Raw genomic sequence first — 16,900 nt, 5'->3', positions numbered from 1 at the left:
GCGGCACCGGTGGTGTGATACGGCTCAGGCGTGACGCCGCATCAGCCAATCGACAAGTGCGGCAGCACCGCCACCGGCCAGCAGATACGGGTTGTCGTGCAGATAGCGGTCGGCATTGGCGCGCGTGGCCCGGCGCAGGGCGTCGTCCGTCAGACCGACGTGGATCGCGGCCCCCGCGTGATCTATATCGAAGACGTTACAGGCGTAAGGCACATCGAGGATCGCCTTCGCCAGAAACCCCGAGGCGGTCAGATCACGGATGACCATACGCCCGGCAGCGGCGGCCTCGATCCCGACATTGCTGGTCTGGGTCAGGACGGTGTGCGCGCTGGCGATCGCTTCGGGCAGCGGTCCATCGGATTGCGCGATTGCGGAACGGTCGACGCCGCATCCCACCAGAATGTCGATATAGGTCTGCAGCACCTCCTGCGGCTCGCGCGGGTGCAGGCGCAACATGACCTGCACCGAGGTGGCGCCTTTCAGCGCGGAGCCGAGGTTGCGGATCATCATGCGATTGCCGGTTTCGAACCCACTCTGTGTCGCGACCAGAAGCGTGTGCCGGTCCGGCGCATCATCGGATGCGACATCGCGGTCTGCCGGATCGGGCGGCGCGTGGGGTTGCCCCAGGTATCCACCGGCAAAGATCGCGTCCCTATCTACGCCCCATTCGGCGGCGATATAGTCAGCCTGCACCGTATCCACGAGGCACATTCCGGGTGCCTTGCTCGGCGTTTGGCGCGCGGAGTTGGCCACCGTGAAAAGATAGGCGTCGCACATCGGAATACCGTATGACGCGCAAGTGTCCGTCAGGTGCAGCCCAGCCACGGAACGGCCCATGGTCGAGACCGCAAACCGGATATTACCACGCGGACCCGCGCGGTTCAGCAGCCGGTCATAGTGATCGTGCAATTGACGGTGCCGGTTCCAGTGCGTGCCGACAAAATGCCGGGCCAGATCGGCCATCGGCTTGGCCTGCCCGCTGTCGGTGTCGTCATGCCCCGTCAGCCCCTGCAGCCGCCATGCCGTGCGTCCGTGAAGGATCATCTGGGACGATAGCCAGTGCAGGCGCACGTCGGGACTGTCGAGGTCTGCGACCGCCGGCACGCGGGATCGGAATTCGTCCATCGCTGCGTCGCTTTCCAGCCCCAGCATCAGCACGAGAACGCGCAAACCCCGTGCTTGGGCAGATTGCAGCAATTCGACCATCGCGTCGCGGTGTTGTTTTTTGTTAATACTGCCTGCGACCACGACGCAGTTACCGGCGGCATCGAGCCAGTCGCGTGTCTTTTGCGTCTGCACCGCAGCAGCGCGCGCGTCGGACGCCGCGCGGGTGGCCATGGCCAGCAGCCGCCGCATTGCGGGCGGCTTGTCCGACAAATCCGGCACATCGCACTGCCACAACCCGAACCTGATCTGATCTTCTGTGACGGCCCCGCGGCAGGTATCCTGCAACAGAACAATCGTTTCGGGCCGGCTGGAATGCACCAGCACGGTGTCGAAATCGCCGCTGGCCAGCAAACGGCTGGTTTCAAATGCAAACGTCGCCTCTATCAGATACTTGTCCGCAAAATCGAGCGCCACAGCGTCCACCAGTTCTTGCGGGGCACCGGTCATCGACACGGCCTGATCTGCAAAACGGTGCGCGGCACGGTCCATCGCATCCAGCGTCGCCCGTGCGTCCGGCCCATACCAGTGATCGGTATCGGCGGCGACGACACGTGGATATGCGCCGAGCGCCCCGCGGTCGGAGGCGCGCGTCAGGATCATGGCTGAACGGTCCTTGAGCTGCGCAATATCCGTCTGATCGGTGAGTCGGTCGATCACGACGATCGTGCGGGCCATGTCGGCGATATCCGGTACCCGGTCCACATCTTTCATCGCCGTCGCAAGCGTCTGATCGGGCCGGCCAGTCTCCTTGGCGATCGACGCATAAAACGCCTGCACGTCGTCAGGCTGACCGGGCACGCCTACGCGCTGGGGGATAAACGCAACCTCACCCGCTGCGATTTGCAGCAGATCGGCGTAGAGCCCATCCTGCTGTGGTGCGTCGGATGCCGGAACCAGCGCGCACAGCTTTTCAAGGGCCGGTGCGTCGGCAAGGAAATGACGGGCCAGCCTGTCACGCAGGTCGCCCGGAATGTCGTCGGCATAGATCAGCCCGTCCGCGACGATCAGTCCCGCGAGGGTGTCGAAAGCGGCGGCATCCGTTCGACTTTCGGCAGCCAGACGGCGCAGCGTTTCACGATCCGCCCATGTCGGCAAATCGCTGTCCGGGAACAGGGTTGCAAGAAATGACATATAGGTATCATGCGCATCGCCCAAGCGCGTCGCGCCGGCGGCGGCACAGGCGGCGACGGTCTTGTGCCTGTCCCAGACGAACCGGTCCAGCGCCTGCAACAGCGGCACGACCGCCGCATCGACAAGGCGGGGGTCTTTTGCGGTGTCCAGACGTGGTGCCAGAACGCGGCAAATCCGGCTCAGGGCAGCCTGGTCCGGCGCCGCGGCCACGGCGGCGGCAGAGATCAGGGCAAGACACTGCGCATCCGGGTCGACGCAGGCATTCACCGCGCGAAAGATCGCCAGCCCGCGACCGTCCTCGACACCATCCGCATCGGTTGCCTCTGCGTACGGCGGTGCATCACCTGCGCCGATTTTGTCCAGCAGATCATAATACGCCAGTTCCGCCTCGAAGATTGCGGAGCCGGCGGGGTACGCGGCCAGCGTCTTACGCAATGCGCTCAGAAGGGACAGGGCCGGTGTGTCGCCGCTCGAGGTTGAATCGGGCTGTGTCATCTGCGGGCTTTCACGTCGGAGGCGGGATGAAGTGGTTTGAGACCTATCATGAAACGTCTCCTTGCAAGGCGTCACGGATCGCCTTGCGGTCCACCTTGCCGCTGGCATTACGCGGGGGATCGTCAGTGGAGAAGGTCACCGTATCGGGCACCATATAGGCCGGGAGGACCCTGCCCAGAGCGACCTTGACCGAGTCAGGGTCGCCCGGGTCGCAGAACAGGACTGCCGTCAGACCCGCGACACCCTGCATGCCCTTCGTGGTCGGCACGACGATCGCCGTCTGTGCACCCGTCACCGCGCGCAGTGCCGCCTCGACCTCGAGTGTTTCGATGCGATGCCCGCGGAGTTTGATCTGATCGTCAAGCCGCGAAACGAAATGCATCTGCCCCGCGTCATCGACCTCCACCAGATCGCCGGTGCGATACCATCGCACCCCGTCGCGGAGCGTGAATTTCGCCGTCGTGACCTCGGGCAGGTTCCAGTATCCCTCTGTCAACTGCGTGCCGCTGAGCCACAACTCCCCCTGCCCCGCGCCGACGATCGGCCTTTCGTTGTCGGGGTCGAAAATCCCGGTGCTTCCCTCTTCCCAGCCTTCGCCGATCGGTACGATTCCGCGGCGGCAATCGGTGTCCGCCCGAAAACGGGTTTGCGTCAGGGCGATGGTCGCCTCTGTCGGTCCGTAAAGGTTGTGGAGCATGCTTGCCGGTGCGGCCGCTTGCCATGCCCGCGCCAAATCTGCAGACAGCGGCTCCCCGCAAAAGAGTGACAAACGCAGATCGGGCATCGCGTCGGGTTTCAGGCTGCGCGCGCGCGCCAGAAGTGCCAGTTGCGACGGCACCGAGAACCAGCAGGTCACGCCGGTACGGGCCACTTTGCGCGGTGCCGACAAGAGATCCGCGCCGATGAAGGGCACGATTGCGCCGCCGGTCGTCGCTGGCACCAGCAGATCATGCACGCTGAGGTCGAAACTCATCTCGAATGTCTGCGAATGACGGTCGGTCGCGGTGTAGCCGAACAGGTCACAGACAGCATCGAGATAGGCGACGACGTTTCCGCGGGTGATGGGAACGCCCTTCGGAACACCCGTGGTGCCGGACGTGAACAGGATATAGGCCGTGTCTTTGTCCGTCGCATCGCGGCTTACGATGTCCGCCGTCGGGTCGTTCGTGGCCGGCAAAAGGAGATCATCGACGTCGCCCTGCCCCTCCGCATTGCCGACCAGAATACCCGTGATGCCTGCGTCATCGCCGCAAACATCGCGGAAAACATGCAACGACGCAGCATCGACGAGGATACATTGCAGGTTCGTCTGCGCGATCATCTGCCGGAGCCGCGCCACAGGCGTCGTCGGCGTCAGCGGCACCCACCCGCGCCCCGAAAGGGTTATGGCAAGCGTCGCGAGATAGGCGTCGGCCCCGCGCGCGGCCATCACGCCGATCAGCGGCGCATCGCCGCCAGCCGTGGCAATCGCGCCCGTGTAGGCGGCGATTGTCGCATGTGCGTCGGCATAGGAAACCTGCGCGTCCTTGAGGATCACGAACGGGGCGTCACCGCCGTTTCGAAATTGGTGGGCCAATCTGGTCGAGAGCGCGTCACGTATCGCCATATCGTCCTCCAAAGCAGATCACCAACGGGCCGTTCAATTTGCACGATCCTGATCGCCGTCCGATTTGACGACATGGAAATCAAGATCGGGGTCCGGAAACGAAGGCATGTGGCGCGCGGTCCGGATCGCGCAGGCCATCTTGCGTCGTGCGGTGTCGAGTGGCTGAAACAGGCTTGGAATCGGCTGGTCCCATGTGCCCTGATCCTGCCAGCCCAAATTGCGCAGGCGGGACAGATACGGCCCAGAGGTGCAGTAATGGTCGGCGAAGGCGGCACCGTGACGCCGACCCTCGGCGAGCACGGCTGACGACAGCGCGGCGGTGGTGTCGTCCCCATCGGCCCAAAGCTCGATCAGGCGGATGACGCGCGCGGGGCGGTCCCTGACCTCTTCCACGCGGAACACCGCCACGCCCGCCAGTTCACCATCGTCGCGCGCAATCGCCATCGTCCGGTAGGTCAGTGCCGGGTGATCGCTGTATCGCCAGTTCATATAAGCGGTCGACCGGTCGGTTCCGAAATACTGCGGTCCAGCCAGACGTGCGAAAAGACGGTCCCATCGTGCGTCGAACCGACCCAAATTGTCTGCACCCGATGCAATGCCATTCGTGACATCGCGCGGACTGTCCCCGGGTGCCATTCCCGTCAGGGCGAGGAATGCCGCCGCATCGACCGGCGCGACAAGACGCGGCACATCGTCGATGACCGAAAAGCGCAGTTGTTTATAGAGCGGAACCAGATCCGGGTTGATGCCAAGGGTCGCGATGACGTCGACCGGCAGCCTGTGTACCGCCGACATCAGCCGCAATCCGACACCCTTGTCGCGGTAGTCACGGGCGGCCATCAGATTGCAAAGCCAGACACCCGGAACCACGCCCTGCGGCGTGCGGAACGGCGTTGGCACCAAGCCCTGCATCCCCACCAGCCGCGCACCATCCCAGATTGTCAGTGCGCAGGGCGCGTCGTCCTCTCCGAACGCTGCGCCGCGCCGGGCGAATTGCCACATGAGGAGTTTTTCATCCCGACCGAAAATATGCGCAGCCCCCCATTCGTCGCGGAAGAACTGCATGATCGCGGGAACATCTTTCGCGGTGGGAAACCGCATTTCAAGCCGTTGCGATCCGGTCATGCGGAAGCTGCCGGCTTGCGGGCCTGCACGACAAGGGAAAACCCTTCGTCGGATCGGATATCGTCGGAGCGCGCGCCGAAACACCTGCTCTCCGTCACCTCGAGGCCCGCAGTTGCGATCCGGTCCAGAACCTCATCGGCGCTGCCCCAACGACGCACATGGTCGAGCGCCGCGGCACGCACCGGTGCATTGATAAAAAGACGGCCATCGTCGCTGAGCGTGGACCTGAGATTTGCAAGCGCCGCGTCAGGGTCGTCGACGATTTCCAGCACCTGGCTTGCGACGACGATATCGTATTTCTGCGCTACGGTCGATACGGTGCAGATATCGCAGTTTTCAAATTGCGCGGGCTTGTCGATGCCGAATGCCGACAACGCAGCGCGGGTCTGCGCGATACTTTCATCGCTGATGTCCCATCCGGTCAGGGACCGGCAAAACGGCGACGATGCGGCCAGCGCCATCCACAGCCCATGGCCCGGCCCGACTTCAAGATATGTAAAGGGATGGGCCGCTGCATCCACGATATCGGTCACGAAGGACATAAGCGGGCCGACGTGCTGTCGCCACAGCACCTGCGACACCAGCAACCCGTGCATGTAGCGCCCCATATCGGGCTTGTCGGCGGCATAGATGCCACGCAGGACATCATCGAAGCTGTCGTTCACGCGACCGCCCGTGCGCCGCATCTGCAACTCGGCCTTGAACATCTGCCCGCACATCCACTTATAGTCGTCCATCGCGGCGTCGCGGTCGTCGCCCAGCAAGGTCAGGACGTTCCCCGACAACCGGTCGAGAACCTGCACCTGCGTGGCTGTCAGCCCCGCGAGCATCGCACCGACGATATGCGCCTGACCGGGTTGCCGCGCGATCGCCAGCGTCGCGATTTCGCTGAAACGCGGCGCGTCGGGCGGAAGGTTTCCCTGTTCCGGCATCACGACGTCTCCTTGCCCGCGTCGTCGTCGATCACGTTCCATGCGACGATCTCGACAGGGCCGTCGGCGGCCTGCGCGAAGAGCCTGTCGCCACTGGCGTGCACACGACCGTCATGCGGAACATCTTTGGTGTCGAGTGGGAGAGCCACCTTTTTGATCCGCAGTCGCGTGCCGTCGGCGCTGATTGCCCACGGCCTATATCCCGGACTGCCGAAGGGACCGAAATCGGCTGCACGCACGAAGTCATGAACCTGCGCCCCGGTCAGCGCCCAGTCGATCCGGCCATCGCCGACATCGGCCTCCAGATACCCGCGACGCCCGGCGTCGGGCTGCGCGTGCCAGTAAAGGGTCGCACCGTCGGCGATCTTTTTCATAGTTGCGGCGAGCAGCGCGATCCCCTCTTTCATACAGCGACGATAGACTGCGAAGCCGCTGTCGTCAGCGCCAATCGCGATCTCCTGCACCGCACAAATTTCGCCACTGTCGAAGGGGAAGGTCATCCGGTGCAGCGTCACGGCGGTGTGCCGCTCTCCGTTTCGGATCGCCCATTGGTATCCGTTGCGTCCGGCATAGGCAGGCAGGGCTCCGAAATGCAGGTTGACCGTGCGCCCGGCGAAAAGATCGAGTGTCGCGCGCCCGATGATATGGTCATAGTTGCACGCGCTGACCAGCCAGTCCGCCTTGTGCCCGACCATCGCCGCCCGGCCCGCGTCGGTATTGACCTGTTCCGCCGGCAGACAGTGCAGCCGGTCACGGACCGCTGCGGGAGGGTCGTCGACAAATGCAAGAGTGTGGGGGGGCAGGACGTCGACGCCAAGCGTGCGGCATAATGCGCCAAGGGCCGTGCCTTCCCCGATCAGCGCAAAGGTTATCGGGGCGGGTACCGTCACGCAGCGATATTGCGGTAGATCGCCGCGATGGATGAAAATGCGTCTACGTCGAGGTCGGAAATATCGACGAACACGCCGGTCCTGTCCTCGATCGCGAGAAGCAGGTCGATAAAGGAATGACTGTCGATCAGCCCCGTGGCCAACAGGTCGGTGTCGGGCGCGATCTGATCCGCGGTGACGGGCTTGGCCGAAAGCGAAACCACCTGTGCGGTACAGAAGGACACGAAGTCATTGTAGGAAATATCGGTCATGCGCCGGTCTTAGCCTTGTTGAGGTGGTTTGCGAAGAGCGTGTGGTCGATCCGCTGGATTTCCAATGGTGATTCCGGACCGTCGAAGATGTCCGAGCGGAACCCGAAGCGCACACCGAAGCCGCGCAGGATCGTCAGCGTCGTCTCGTCGTAGGAATTGCTGGGGTGCGCCATGACATCGGGACAGGCACCCAGAACCTGCAGCAGGTGAATCGCGTTGCGAAAATACTCCGACACCTGCCGTTCCATATCAAGTCGCCTGAAGTTCACCGGGTGGGAGTAGGAATGCAGGCCGATCACATGGCCCGCATCACGCAAGGCTACCAGATGGTCGTCCTGCATCCATATCCGTCCCTGAATTTCCGACAGCCGTTCCTGGTGGTCAGCCATCAGCCGGACCATCACGTCGTCATACTCCTTGACGGTCAGGACCGTATCGCGCACGAAACGGAACTGCCGGTCACTGTGTGAATAGAACGCATGGCTTCCCATATAGGCGGCAGCGGCGTCCGTTCCGGCGGCGGCCTTTACGTCCCGCTCAGGGTAGAGCGCCGCAGCCCGTTCAAAAAACGCATCATAGTAGGCGTCGACGCTGTCAAAGCACAGGTTGCGAAAAAGACGGTGCAGTTCGAACGGTTCGGGCACACCCTGAAAAACACTCGAATAGACGAACCAGATGGCGGTCAGGCCGAATTCCTCGAGTATCGGCACCGCGATTTCGTATTGGCTCAGCAATGAATCGTCGAAGGTGATGCAGACCTCTTCGGGGGCAAGCGTTCCGGCGGCATATCGGTCGAGCCAGTCCTGTGCCGGCAAAATCCGGAACCCATCGGCATCGGTCAGAAAAGCGCGGAATTCCGCCGCGGTCAACGCGCCCTGCACATGCGGATGCCGGTCATGATCCGTGAGATGATGGAACATCAGCGCGAACGGGCGGTCGGATATCGGGTTCGTTGCAGGCTGTGACACTGGCAGTCCGGAAATTGGGGCCGGACCCCGTGCCGGCAGATGGGCGAGTGTTAGTCCGGACCCACCCCGAAAACAATCCGTCGGGGTGGATCAGGATACCGCGGCAAACGGCGCACTAGCTGTCCTGCGTGACGGTCTGCCGCTGCCGACCGAGGCCCGCGATCTCAAGCTCCATCACGTCGCCGGGTTTGAGATAGACCGGCATCGGCTTCATCCCCATGCCCACACCCGGCGGTGTGCCAGTGGTAATCACGTCGCCGGGGTGCAGCGTCATCAGGCTGGACAGGTGCGAGATGATTTCGGCCACGGTGAAGATCATCGTGCCGGTGTTGCCGGTCTGCATCCGCTGCCCGTTCACGTCGAGCGACATATCGAGGTTCTGCGGATCGGCGATTTCGTCGCGCGTGACCAGCCACGGCCCGGTGGGGCCGAAGGTGTCGCAGGATTTGCCCTTGGTCCACTGCCCGGTCAGCTGGGTCTGGAAATGGCGTTCGGATACGTCGTTGACGATGCAATAGCCCGCGACATGGTTCAGTGCGTCTTCGGTGCTGACGTATTTCGCCGCCGTGCCGATGACGACGCCCAGTTCGACTTCCCAGTCGGTGTTGGTCGATCCGCGCGGCATGCAGACATCGTCATAGGCGCCGACGATGGCGGAGTTGGCCTTGAAGAACAGGATCGGATGTTCCGGGATCGCCGCGCCGGTTTCAGCGGCGTGATCGGAGTAATTCAATCCGATGCAAAGGAATTTGCCGATGTTGCCGACACAGGGCGCGATCCGGGGATCGCCCGGCACAAGCGGCAGGCTGTTCGTATCCAGGACGCGCAGCCTGTCGAGCGTCGCATCGTCAAGCGTGGACCCGGTGATATCATCCACATGGGCGGACAGATCGCGCAGCTGCCCGTCGGCATCAAGCATCCCCGGCTTTTCGGCACCCGCGTCCCCATAACGTACAAGTTTCATGTCACAGTCTCCTAATGGCTGTCGCGCGGGGTAAATTTGCGCGAGATGTCGCGGTATTGGTCGGCACTCTTCAGGGTCATGCCTTCGTCGAAACGGCCCACAAGGTTGCGGAAATATTCCTGCCAGGGCGTCTGGTTGTCGGGGTAGGCATAGCCGCCCGCCTGTTCCAGTTGCGTGGCACGGTCGGCCAGTTCATCGAGCGGGACCAGCATGTCGGCGCTGCATTTGCGTAGGTCGATGCGGACCCGGTCACCGTTCTTGAGCAGCGCCAGGCCACCACCGTCTGCCGCCTCTGGCGATGCGTTCAGGATTGACGGGCTGCCCGAGGTACCCGATTGCCGCCCGTCGCCGATACAGGGCAGCGCGTGGATGCCCTTCTTGATCAAATAGGACGGCGGGCGCATGTTCACGACTTCGGCGCCGCCGGGATACCCCTTTGGGCCCGCGCCGCGCATGAAGAGAATGCAGTTTTCGTCAATCCTTTCGGCCTCATCGTCGATGCGATGGTGAAAATCCTCCGGCCCGTCAAAGACGACGGCGCGGCCCTCCCATGCGTTGGGATCGTCGGGGTTCGACAGGTACCGGTCGCGGAATTCTTTGCTGATCACGCTGGTTTTCATGATCGCGCTGTCGAACAGGTTGCCGGACAGGTTGATGAACCCGGCCTGCTGCATCAGCGGATCGGCGACAGTCTTGATGACATCTGTATTGCTGGACCGACGGTTTTCGCAATTCACCCCCATCGCCAGCCCGTTCGCGGTGATCGCGTTTGGGTGCGGCAACAGGCCAGCGGCCAGCAGTTCGGCCACCACGGCGGGCACACCGCCCGCCTGCTGGTAATCCTCGCCCAGGTATTTGCCCGCCGGTTGCAGGTTCACCAGTAGAGGGACGTCATGGCCGATTTTCTGCCAGTCGTCGTTGGACAGTTCCACACCGAGGTGCCGGGCGATACCATTCAGGTGGATCGGCGCATTGGTCGAGCCGCCGATGGCGGAGTTGATGACGATGGCGTTCTCGAACGCGGCCCGCGTCATGATGTCGGAGGGGCGCAGATCTTCCCAAACCATGTCCACGATCCGCTTGCCCGTTTCATAGCTGATCTGCCCGCGCTCCCGATACGGCGCCGGGATCGCAGCGGCACCGGGCAATTGCATGCCCAGCGCCTCTGCCAGCGAATTCATCGTGGTGGCCGTGCCCATGGTGTTGCAATACCCCACGGACGGGGCCGATGCGGCTGCGATTTCCATGAACTCGTCGGTGTCGATGTTGCCTGCGGCCAGTTCCTCGCGCGCTTTCCAGATCACGGTGCCGGACCCTGCCCGTTCACCCTTCCACCAGCCGTTCAGCATCGGGCCGACCGACAGGGCGATGGCGGGGATGTTCACGGTGGCAGCAGCCATTAACAGGGCCGGTGTGGTCTTGTCGCAGCCGATGTTCAGCACGACGCCGTCAAGCGGATAGCCGAACAGCGTTTCGACCAGCGACAGATAGGCAAGGTTCCGGTCGAGCGACGCCGTGGGGCGTTTGCCGGTTTCCTGAATGGGGTGCACCGGCACCTCGATCGGGGTGCCGCCGGCGGCGATGATGCCGTCGCGCACCCGCTTGGTCAGTTCCAGATGGTGGCGGTTGCAGGGGGACAGGTCGCTGCCCGTCTGGGCGATGGCGATGATCGGCTTGCCCGATTGCAATTCCTCGCGTGTCAGGCCGTAGTTCAGATAGCGTTCCAGATAAAGCGCCGTCATCTCGGCATTGTCCGCGTTCATGAACCACTGGCGCGAGCGCAGGTTCTCGATCCCTATTTTCTTCGTCATTTATCGCTGTTCCTTGTGGCGAAGTGCTGCCGCGGGCGCGCGTATGGCGCCGTCGCCGCCACGTTATCGCCTTGCCCCGGAAAGAACCAGCCGCAGAGCCGGGCCTGTCAATTTTTCCCGGTGGTGGTAAGGCTTGGCGGCGAACTCTGGCAAAATGGTAAGGAGCGACGGCCATGGCATTGAAAACAACCGCGGCCCAGATGGTGGCCGCCGCACGCGCAAGGGTTGCAGAGGTCGAGACAGCGGAGGCGATTGCGCTGTTGGACGACCCGCAGGTGGTTTTCGTGGACCTGCGCGACCCGCGCGAAAGGGTCCGCAGCGGTGCCATTCCCGGCAGTTTTCACTGCCCGCGCGGGATGGTCGAATTCTGGGTGGATCCGGACAGCCCCTATTTCAAACCGATCTTTGGCGAGGACAAGCGGTTCATTTTCCACTGTGCCTCCGGCTGGCGATCCGCCCTGACGGTGGCGACGTTGCAGGACATGGGGTTCGACGCCGCACATCTGAAGGACGGGTTCGGTGACTGGGTGGCACAGGGCGGCCCGGTGGAACAGATCGACCGTTAGGCGCGGCGTCCGATGTCGTGCTGCAGGATCGCCGCATCGCTGCGCGACAGCATCGGGCGCGCGAACCCGCCATAGGCCTGCGGATCGCCGCGCAATTCAGGCATTCGTTGCAGCAACCTGTCCTGTTCGTCGGGTGACATCGTGGCGAGGGCGGCGCTGGCGGGGTGGAAGCTTTCCGTGGCGACGCCGTTGGCGAAAACGATCTCGTGGCGCGGCAGCATCATGTGGATATAGGTGACGTCCGACAGGCTGTGATCGCGGATCACGCGGGTATCGTCGATCAGGTCACTTGCGGCGACCAGCACCTCTTCCTGATTGAAGAGCGCACGGGCACGCGCGCCGCGCAGCACGATCCGGTGATCGGGCGACACCAGCAGGCCTGCATCCGGCACGTCGCGGTCCAGCGCACCGGCGCGCAGGCGCACCGGCATCAGGTCGCGCACGACACGCATCCGCGCGCCGCTGACCTGCTTGCGCCCCAGCCAGAGGATTTCAGCAGCCTCGTTGTCCTGGGTCTGGACCCTGTCGCCCTCCAGCAGGCTCGCCACATCGCGGGGGCCGTCCGGTGTGAGGATCATGGTGCCCGGCGTAAAACAGATCACGCCCCCGGGTGCCGTTTCCGCCGCATCGCGGATCACTGTGGCAATGTTGGCGCGCACGACCCACAGGTCGGTCAGGCGCGGCGGTATCCTGTCCTGAAACATCAGCAGCGGCTTGCGACCGGCCCCGGTGCCGATCACCGACACCGTCCAGACCTGCCGCCCGTCGGTGACGGTAAAACAGCTTTCGAACAGCGGGTCTTCCAGCACCGGGCGGTCCTGCGCGGGCAGATCTCGATCGACCGCCCACAACAGCCGCCGCACGCTCAGCGCGGCACGGCGGCGCAGGTCGGCCTCTCCCGCGGCATCGGTCAGGGGCAGAATGTCGCCGGGGCCGTCGACGCGCACCGCCTCGCCCGTCCAGCGCCATGTGCTGCCCGCGCGAAGATCGGCGACAGGGCCGGAGCGCTGCCCGTCGATCTCTGTCTGCGACCATGCGATGACGAACGTGCCACGAAAGCCCGTGTTCATGCCTTACCTCTGCCTCAACCTGCCGCGTCATTGGCGCGCGGCTTTGTTGCAGCCAGACTAGACCGCGCGGGCGGCGCGGATCAAGCGGCGTCAAGCGGGCGGGCTGTGGAATTCGTCAGAAGTTGAATTCAAGGCGCAACGTGCCCAGCACCTGCCCCTCGGACTGGCCATCGAATTCGGGGCTGAGGTAGGTCAGGCCGTAGTAGACCGATGCCGTCTCCGTAAACTTGTAGTCGACCCCGGCGCGGGCGCGAAACCGGGTCTCCTGCAGGCCTGTCACGCGGTCCTCCGGCAGATAGACACTGTCGAGGACATGCGCCATGTCGGCGCCCAAGACCAGCGCCAGACCGGTGCCGGTATTTGTGCTGGCGGGATAAAGCTGTCCTGTGACGACATCGCGCAGCATCAGGTCATCGTGGCCGTAGCTACTGTAGCGCAGGTCTGCCCCGATCCGGGCCAGCGTCTCCGCACCGACGGACACGCCGGTAAAGGCGCGCAGGCTGACATCGTCGCGCAACTGCCACTGGCGCGCCGCCTCTCCCGCCGCGCTGAACACGACCTGGTTTTCGAGTTGTTCATCCACAAACGGCGGCTGCGGCAGGCTAAAGGTCTCGTGGAAATCGCGTTGCAGCCGCGACAGCCCGGTCTGTTCGCCAATGGCCGTCACCTCGGCCCCAAGCGTGTAGAACATGCCGTCGGCGGCGAAATGCGTTTTCACCCCCAGCGAGATCGCGCCGACGAAGGGGCGGTCGCCAGGTCGAGGCGAGCCGCCGGAGGGCGTGATGATCTCGGTGCGGAGACGATATTCAAGTATGTCGCCAAAGCCGGCGGCACCCGGCGCATAGGGGCCGAAACCGCGAATATGCGAATAGGTGAAACTGCCGGTGCGCCAGCGGTCACCGCGATCCCCCAGAAAGTCGTTGGTGAACATGCTGCCGGTGCCGATCCATTCACGCCCCTGCGCCGTGGCGGGTTGGCCCAGCAAGGTGAACAGGATCATCAGGCTTGTCAGGACGCGCATCGGCAGCCTCGCATTGGTGGTTCTGCACCCGTCATAGAATGGGCGACGTAGTGACGCCAGCATCTGCCCGGCGACGCGTCGCAGATATCCGACCGGCGTTAAGGAAATGCCACACATCGCGGCCGAGGGGCCTTGCCGGGCGCAGGCAAAACCTGTCAGCTAGCGCAAAAAGGGGACCGCTTTGGCACAGGGCAGCATCATCGTCGCGGGTGCGGGGATCGTCGGCGTGGCGACCGCGCTGTGGCTGCAACGCGACGGGTTCGACGTCACACTCGTGGACCGCACCGGGCCTGCGGCGGGCACGTCCTACGGCAACGCGGGCGTGATCGCATCCGGCGCCATCGTGCCGGTCGCCGTGCCGGGGCTGCTGGCCAAGGCCCCGGCAATGCTCCTGAACCGGGACGAACCACTGTTCCTGCGCTGGACCTACCTGCCCCGGCTGGCACGGTTCCTGCTGCCGTTTCTGGCGAACGGGCGTGCGGCGCGGGCCATCGCGGGCGATCTGCACACGCTGTTGCACGATGCCGTGGCACAGCATCACAGCCTCGCCGACGGCACCGATGCTGCGCAATTCCTGAGCGATGAAGACTGGATCTACGGCTATGCCGACCGCAAGGCGTTCGAGAAGGACCGCTTTGGCTGGGACATCCGAAAGGTGTATGGTGTCCCCTTCACCGAGATCACGGCAGAGGAGATCGCCGCGGCGGAACCGGCGTTGGCAGGGCGCTTTGGCCACGGCGTGCGGCTGACGCAGCATGGCCGGATCAGCGACCCCGGTGCCTATGTCACGGCCTTGATGGAGACTTTTCTGACGCGCGGCGGGCAATTCACGCAGGCGGAGATCAGTGATGTCGTATTGCAGGATGACCGGTGCGGCGGCCTCGTCACGCCGGATGGCACCCTGACGGCGGATCAATATGTGCTGACGCTCGGCGCATGGAGCGGGCCGCTGACCAAGCGACTGGGCATTACGGTCCCGCTGGAAAGCGAGCGCGGCTATCATCTGGAGTTCGTGAACCCCAGCGTGCAGTTGAACGGAACGGTCATGGTCGCATCCGGGAAATTCGCGCTCAACGGCATGGACGGGCGTCTGCGCGCGGCAGGCGTCGTCGAATTGGGCGGGCTGGAGGCCGGACCGTCCGATGCGCCGTTCGACCTGCTACGCCGACAGGTGGCGGAAGTCTTGCCGGACATGACATATGACCGCGTCGATACCTGGATGGGTCATCGCCCAAGCACCACCGACTCGCTCCCCGTGATCGGACACGCGCCCAAGGCAAGCAACGTCCTGCTGGGCTATGGGCACCAGCATATCGGTCTGACGGCGGGGCCGAAAACCGGGCGCTGGCTGGCACAACTGGCCGCTGGGCGACCGCCTAACACGAATTTGACAGCCTTCGCCCCCGGCCGCAGCGGGCGCAGGACGTCAAACGAAAAGGAGCGACCCAGATGATCATCGGACACATCGGCGCACGGGCGGGCAGCAAGGGCGTGCCGGGCAAGAACTTCAAGGACCTGCACGGCAAGCCGCTGATCGACTGGTCGCTGGATCAATTGATTGCGGCAGAGCAGGTCGATCATTTCGTGGTCTCCTCCGATGACCCGCGCATTTACGAACACGGACTGAAACGCGGCGGGATGGATATCGGGTTGCGGCCCGCGCATCTGGCCACGGACGCGGCAGGCAAATGGGGCGTCTGGCAACACGCGCTGGCAGAGGTGGAAAGGCAGGTCGGACCTGTCACTGCGTTTCTGGACCTCGACTGCACGTCACCCCTGCGCGCGCAGGCGGATATCGACGCGGCGCTGGCGCTCTTTGCCGAAGAGGTCCCCGATATGGTCATGTGCTGCTGCGAGGCGCGCCTGAATCCCTACTTCAATCTGCTGGAGCCCGACGCAACGGGCGCGTTGCAGGTGTCCAAACCCCTGCCCGGCGGTGTCGTGGCGCGGCAGGCGGCACCGAAGGTCTATCAGCACGCAACCGGCACCTATGTCGTCTCGCCTGACTACCTCAAACGTTCGCAAAGCCTGTTCGAGGGCCGCGTAGTCGCCTGCGAGGTCGATGCGGCGCGCGGTCATGACATCGACAGCCCGGAGGATTTCGAAGTGGTGAAGGTGCTGATGGCGCAGCGGCTGGGCCTTAGCGGCTGAACCAGCCCTGCCAAGGCTTTTCCGCCGCTTTCTGCGCGGCATAGCCTGCTTCCAGCGCGGGTTTGTCGTATTCCGTCGCGATCCAGTCCCGCAGGGTGATCCCGGTGGCGACGCGCCGGGCCAGATAGACGTTCAGCACGTAGTCCAGCACACCTGTCGCGGTCTTGCGAATATGGATGTAGCGGAAACTGAGTTGACGGCGCGCCTCGGCATCGCTCGCGTTATGCTGGTCCAGCAGGTAGAATGCCGCCGCCAGCCCGGTGCGGTCCGCCCCGGATTTACAGTGCATCAGGAACGGCTTTTCGATGCTGTCGAAGGCCGCGAACAGCGCCTCCAACGTCGCCTTCTCCGGCACTTTGCGCGCACCCATCGGCACGTCGACCAGAGTCATACCCAACTGCGCAAGGCTTTCGACCTCGAACAGGTAATGCGCGCGCTTGCCCGGCCCGCGCAGGTTCAGGACAGATTTGATACCCATGTTGCGATAAGTTTCAAAGCGCGCATGATGCGGGTGGTTGGAGCGATAGACCCCAGGCGCGATTTCTTCGAAATTGCGCCACCAGAACCGCAGGATCCCGTGATCCACCCACAGGTAATGCCGCCATGAACTCGCCCGCGCGGCGGGCGTGGAGATGTCATCGCCGAAGGAGTTGCGAAAGCGGCTCTCCCACTGTTTGAAGCGATGATAGGGGTTGCGGGTCATGGCGCGGCACTTAGCCGATTGCGGGTGACCTGACAATCGACAAGGGCGT

15 protein-coding genes are annotated in these 16,900 nt (G+C 63.8%); 3 read left to right on the top strand and 12 right to left on the bottom strand.

Features of this window, described 5'->3' with window-relative positions; translation table 11 throughout:
• Window positions 1-24: 24 nt before the first annotated feature.
• From AC04PH_RS04990 to AC04PH_RS04950, 9 genes are all read right to left on the bottom strand, one after another.
• The gene (locus AC04PH_RS04990; RefSeq protein WP_483064639.1) at window positions 25-2,793 is read right to left on the bottom strand and encodes a hypothetical protein; all 2,769 of its coding nucleotides are present in this window, start codon (window positions 2,791-2,793) and stop codon (window positions 25-27) included.
• Window positions 2,794-2,839: 46 nt separating this feature from the next.
• The gene (locus AC04PH_RS04985; RefSeq protein ID WP_483064638.1) at window positions 2,840-4,399 is read right to left on the bottom strand and encodes an AMP-binding protein; all 1,560 of its coding nucleotides are present in this window, start codon (window positions 4,397-4,399) and stop codon (window positions 2,840-2,842) included.
• A 33-nt stretch (window positions 4,400-4,432) separates the two neighbouring features.
• Window positions 4,433-5,524, bottom strand: a complete 1,092-nt coding sequence (locus AC04PH_RS04980) for a GNAT family N-acetyltransferase (RefSeq protein ID WP_483064637.1) — start codon at window positions 5,522-5,524, stop codon at window positions 4,433-4,435.
• Window positions 5,521-6,456, bottom strand: a complete 936-nt coding sequence (locus tag AC04PH_RS04975) for a class I SAM-dependent methyltransferase (protein ID WP_483064636.1) — start codon at window positions 6,454-6,456, stop codon at window positions 5,521-5,523. The genes AC04PH_RS04980 and AC04PH_RS04975 overlap by 4 nt, the downstream gene beginning before the upstream one ends.
• Window positions 6,456-7,346 (bottom strand): methionyl-tRNA formyltransferase, encoded by an 891-nt coding sequence (locus tag AC04PH_RS04970; protein ID WP_483064635.1) that lies wholly within the window; start codon window positions 7,344-7,346, stop codon window positions 6,456-6,458. Before AC04PH_RS04970 ends, AC04PH_RS04975 begins: the two co-directional genes overlap by 1 nt.
• Entirely contained in the window at window positions 7,343-7,597 is a 255-nt protein-coding gene (locus tag AC04PH_RS04965; RefSeq protein ID WP_483064634.1) for an acyl carrier protein, read from the bottom strand. The genes AC04PH_RS04970 and AC04PH_RS04965 overlap by 4 nt, the downstream gene beginning before the upstream one ends.
• Window positions 7,594-8,565: a polysaccharide deacetylase family protein gene (locus AC04PH_RS04960; RefSeq protein ID WP_483064633.1), complete on the bottom strand. Its 972-nt coding sequence runs from the start codon at window positions 8,563-8,565 to the stop codon at window positions 7,594-7,596. Before AC04PH_RS04960 ends, AC04PH_RS04965 begins: the two co-directional genes overlap by 4 nt.
• A gap of 115 nt (window positions 8,566-8,680) precedes the next feature.
• Window positions 8,681-9,529, bottom strand: coding sequence for a fumarylacetoacetate hydrolase family protein (locus AC04PH_RS04955; RefSeq protein WP_483064632.1), 849 nt, complete (start codon window positions 9,527-9,529; stop codon window positions 8,681-8,683).
• 11 nt (window positions 9,530-9,540) lie between these two features.
• Complete coding sequence (locus AC04PH_RS04950; protein WP_483064631.1) at window positions 9,541-11,340, bottom strand: IlvD/Edd family dehydratase; 1,800 nt, start codon at window positions 11,338-11,340, stop codon at window positions 9,541-9,543.
• Between the two features lie 173 nt (window positions 11,341-11,513).
• Here AC04PH_RS04950 and AC04PH_RS04945 point away from each other — a divergent pair, with 173 nt between their 5' ends.
• Complete coding sequence (locus AC04PH_RS04945; protein WP_483064630.1) at window positions 11,514-11,906, top strand: rhodanese-like domain-containing protein; 393 nt, start codon at window positions 11,514-11,516, stop codon at window positions 11,904-11,906.
• Here the strand turns inward: AC04PH_RS04945 and AC04PH_RS04940 are convergent.
• Together AC04PH_RS04940 and AC04PH_RS04935 are read right to left on the bottom strand one after the other, a co-directional pair.
• Window positions 11,903-12,976 carry a Hint domain-containing protein gene (locus tag AC04PH_RS04940; protein ID WP_483064629.1) on the bottom strand — a complete coding sequence of 358 codons (1,074 nt, stop codon included), beginning with the start codon at window positions 12,974-12,976 and terminating at the stop codon, window positions 11,903-11,905. The two genes, AC04PH_RS04945 and AC04PH_RS04940, sit on opposite strands and share 4 nt — an antisense overlap.
• A gap of 115 nt (window positions 12,977-13,091) precedes the next feature.
• Complete coding sequence (locus AC04PH_RS04935; RefSeq protein WP_483064628.1) at window positions 13,092-13,997, bottom strand: lipid A-modifier LpxR family protein; 906 nt, start codon at window positions 13,995-13,997, stop codon at window positions 13,092-13,094.
• A 181-nt stretch (window positions 13,998-14,178) separates the two neighbouring features.
• On the opposite strand from AC04PH_RS04935, the gene AC04PH_RS04930 reads away from it, so the two are divergent.
• Window positions 14,179-15,450, top strand: a complete 1,272-nt coding sequence (locus AC04PH_RS04930; protein ID WP_483064627.1) for an NAD(P)/FAD-dependent oxidoreductase — start codon at window positions 14,179-14,181, stop codon at window positions 15,448-15,450.
• A complete protein-coding gene (locus AC04PH_RS04925; protein WP_483064626.1) occupies window positions 15,447-16,148 on the top strand; it encodes an acylneuraminate cytidylyltransferase family protein in 702 nt (233 codons plus the stop codon). Before AC04PH_RS04930 ends, AC04PH_RS04925 begins: the two co-directional genes overlap by 4 nt.
• On the opposite strand, the gene AC04PH_RS04920 is transcribed toward AC04PH_RS04925, so the two are convergent.
• Window positions 16,138-16,851: a phosphatase domain-containing putative toxin gene (locus AC04PH_RS04920; protein WP_483064625.1), complete on the bottom strand. Its 714-nt coding sequence runs from the start codon at window positions 16,849-16,851 to the stop codon at window positions 16,138-16,140. The genes AC04PH_RS04925 and AC04PH_RS04920 overlap by 11 nt on opposite strands.
• Window positions 16,852-16,900 lie beyond the last annotated feature (49 nt).

This window comes from Yoonia sp. KMU-150 (assembly GCF_056858355.1).
The sequence above is the reverse complement of the archived record's forward strand: the minus strand, read 5'-3'. Positions and strand labels throughout refer to the sequence as shown.

What these genes read in the sequence shown, in the direction of transcription:
- AC04PH_RS04925 (WP_483064626.1), top strand. Translation starts at nt 15,447, where the DNA reads ATGATCATCGGACACATCGGCGCACGGGCGGGCAGCAAGGGCGTGCCG.
- AC04PH_RS04980 (WP_483064637.1), bottom strand. Translation starts at nt 5,524, where the DNA reads ATGACCGGATCGCAACGGCTTGAAATGCGGTTTCCCACCGCGAAAGAT.
- AC04PH_RS04985 (WP_483064638.1), bottom strand. Translation starts at nt 4,399, where the DNA reads ATGGCGATACGTGACGCGCTCTCGACCAGATTGGCCCACCAATTTCGA.
- AC04PH_RS04935 (WP_483064628.1), bottom strand. Translation starts at nt 13,997, where the DNA reads ATGCGCGTCCTGACAAGCCTGATGATCCTGTTCACCTTGCTGGGCCAA.
- AC04PH_RS04965 (WP_483064634.1), bottom strand. Translation starts at nt 7,597, where the DNA reads ATGACCGATATTTCCTACAATGACTTCGTGTCCTTCTGTACCGCACAG.
- AC04PH_RS04950 (WP_483064631.1), bottom strand. Translation starts at nt 11,340, where the DNA reads ATGACGAAGAAAATAGGGATCGAGAACCTGCGCTCGCGCCAGTGGTTC.
- AC04PH_RS04945 (WP_483064630.1), top strand. Translation starts at nt 11,514, where the DNA reads ATGGCATTGAAAACAACCGCGGCCCAGATGGTGGCCGCCGCACGCGCA.
- AC04PH_RS04975 (WP_483064636.1), bottom strand. Translation starts at nt 6,456, where the DNA reads ATGCCGGAACAGGGAAACCTTCCGCCCGACGCGCCGCGTTTCAGCGAA.
- AC04PH_RS04920 (WP_483064625.1), bottom strand. Translation starts at nt 16,851, where the DNA reads ATGACCCGCAACCCCTATCATCGCTTCAAACAGTGGGAGAGCCGCTTT.
- AC04PH_RS04955 (WP_483064632.1), bottom strand. Translation starts at nt 9,529, where the DNA reads ATGAAACTTGTACGTTATGGGGACGCGGGTGCCGAAAAGCCGGGGATG.
- AC04PH_RS04990 (WP_483064639.1), bottom strand. Translation starts at nt 2,793, where the DNA reads ATGACACAGCCCGATTCAACCTCGAGCGGCGACACACCGGCCCTGTCC.
- AC04PH_RS04940 (WP_483064629.1), bottom strand. Translation starts at nt 12,976, where the DNA reads ATGAACACGGGCTTTCGTGGCACGTTCGTCATCGCATGGTCGCAGACA.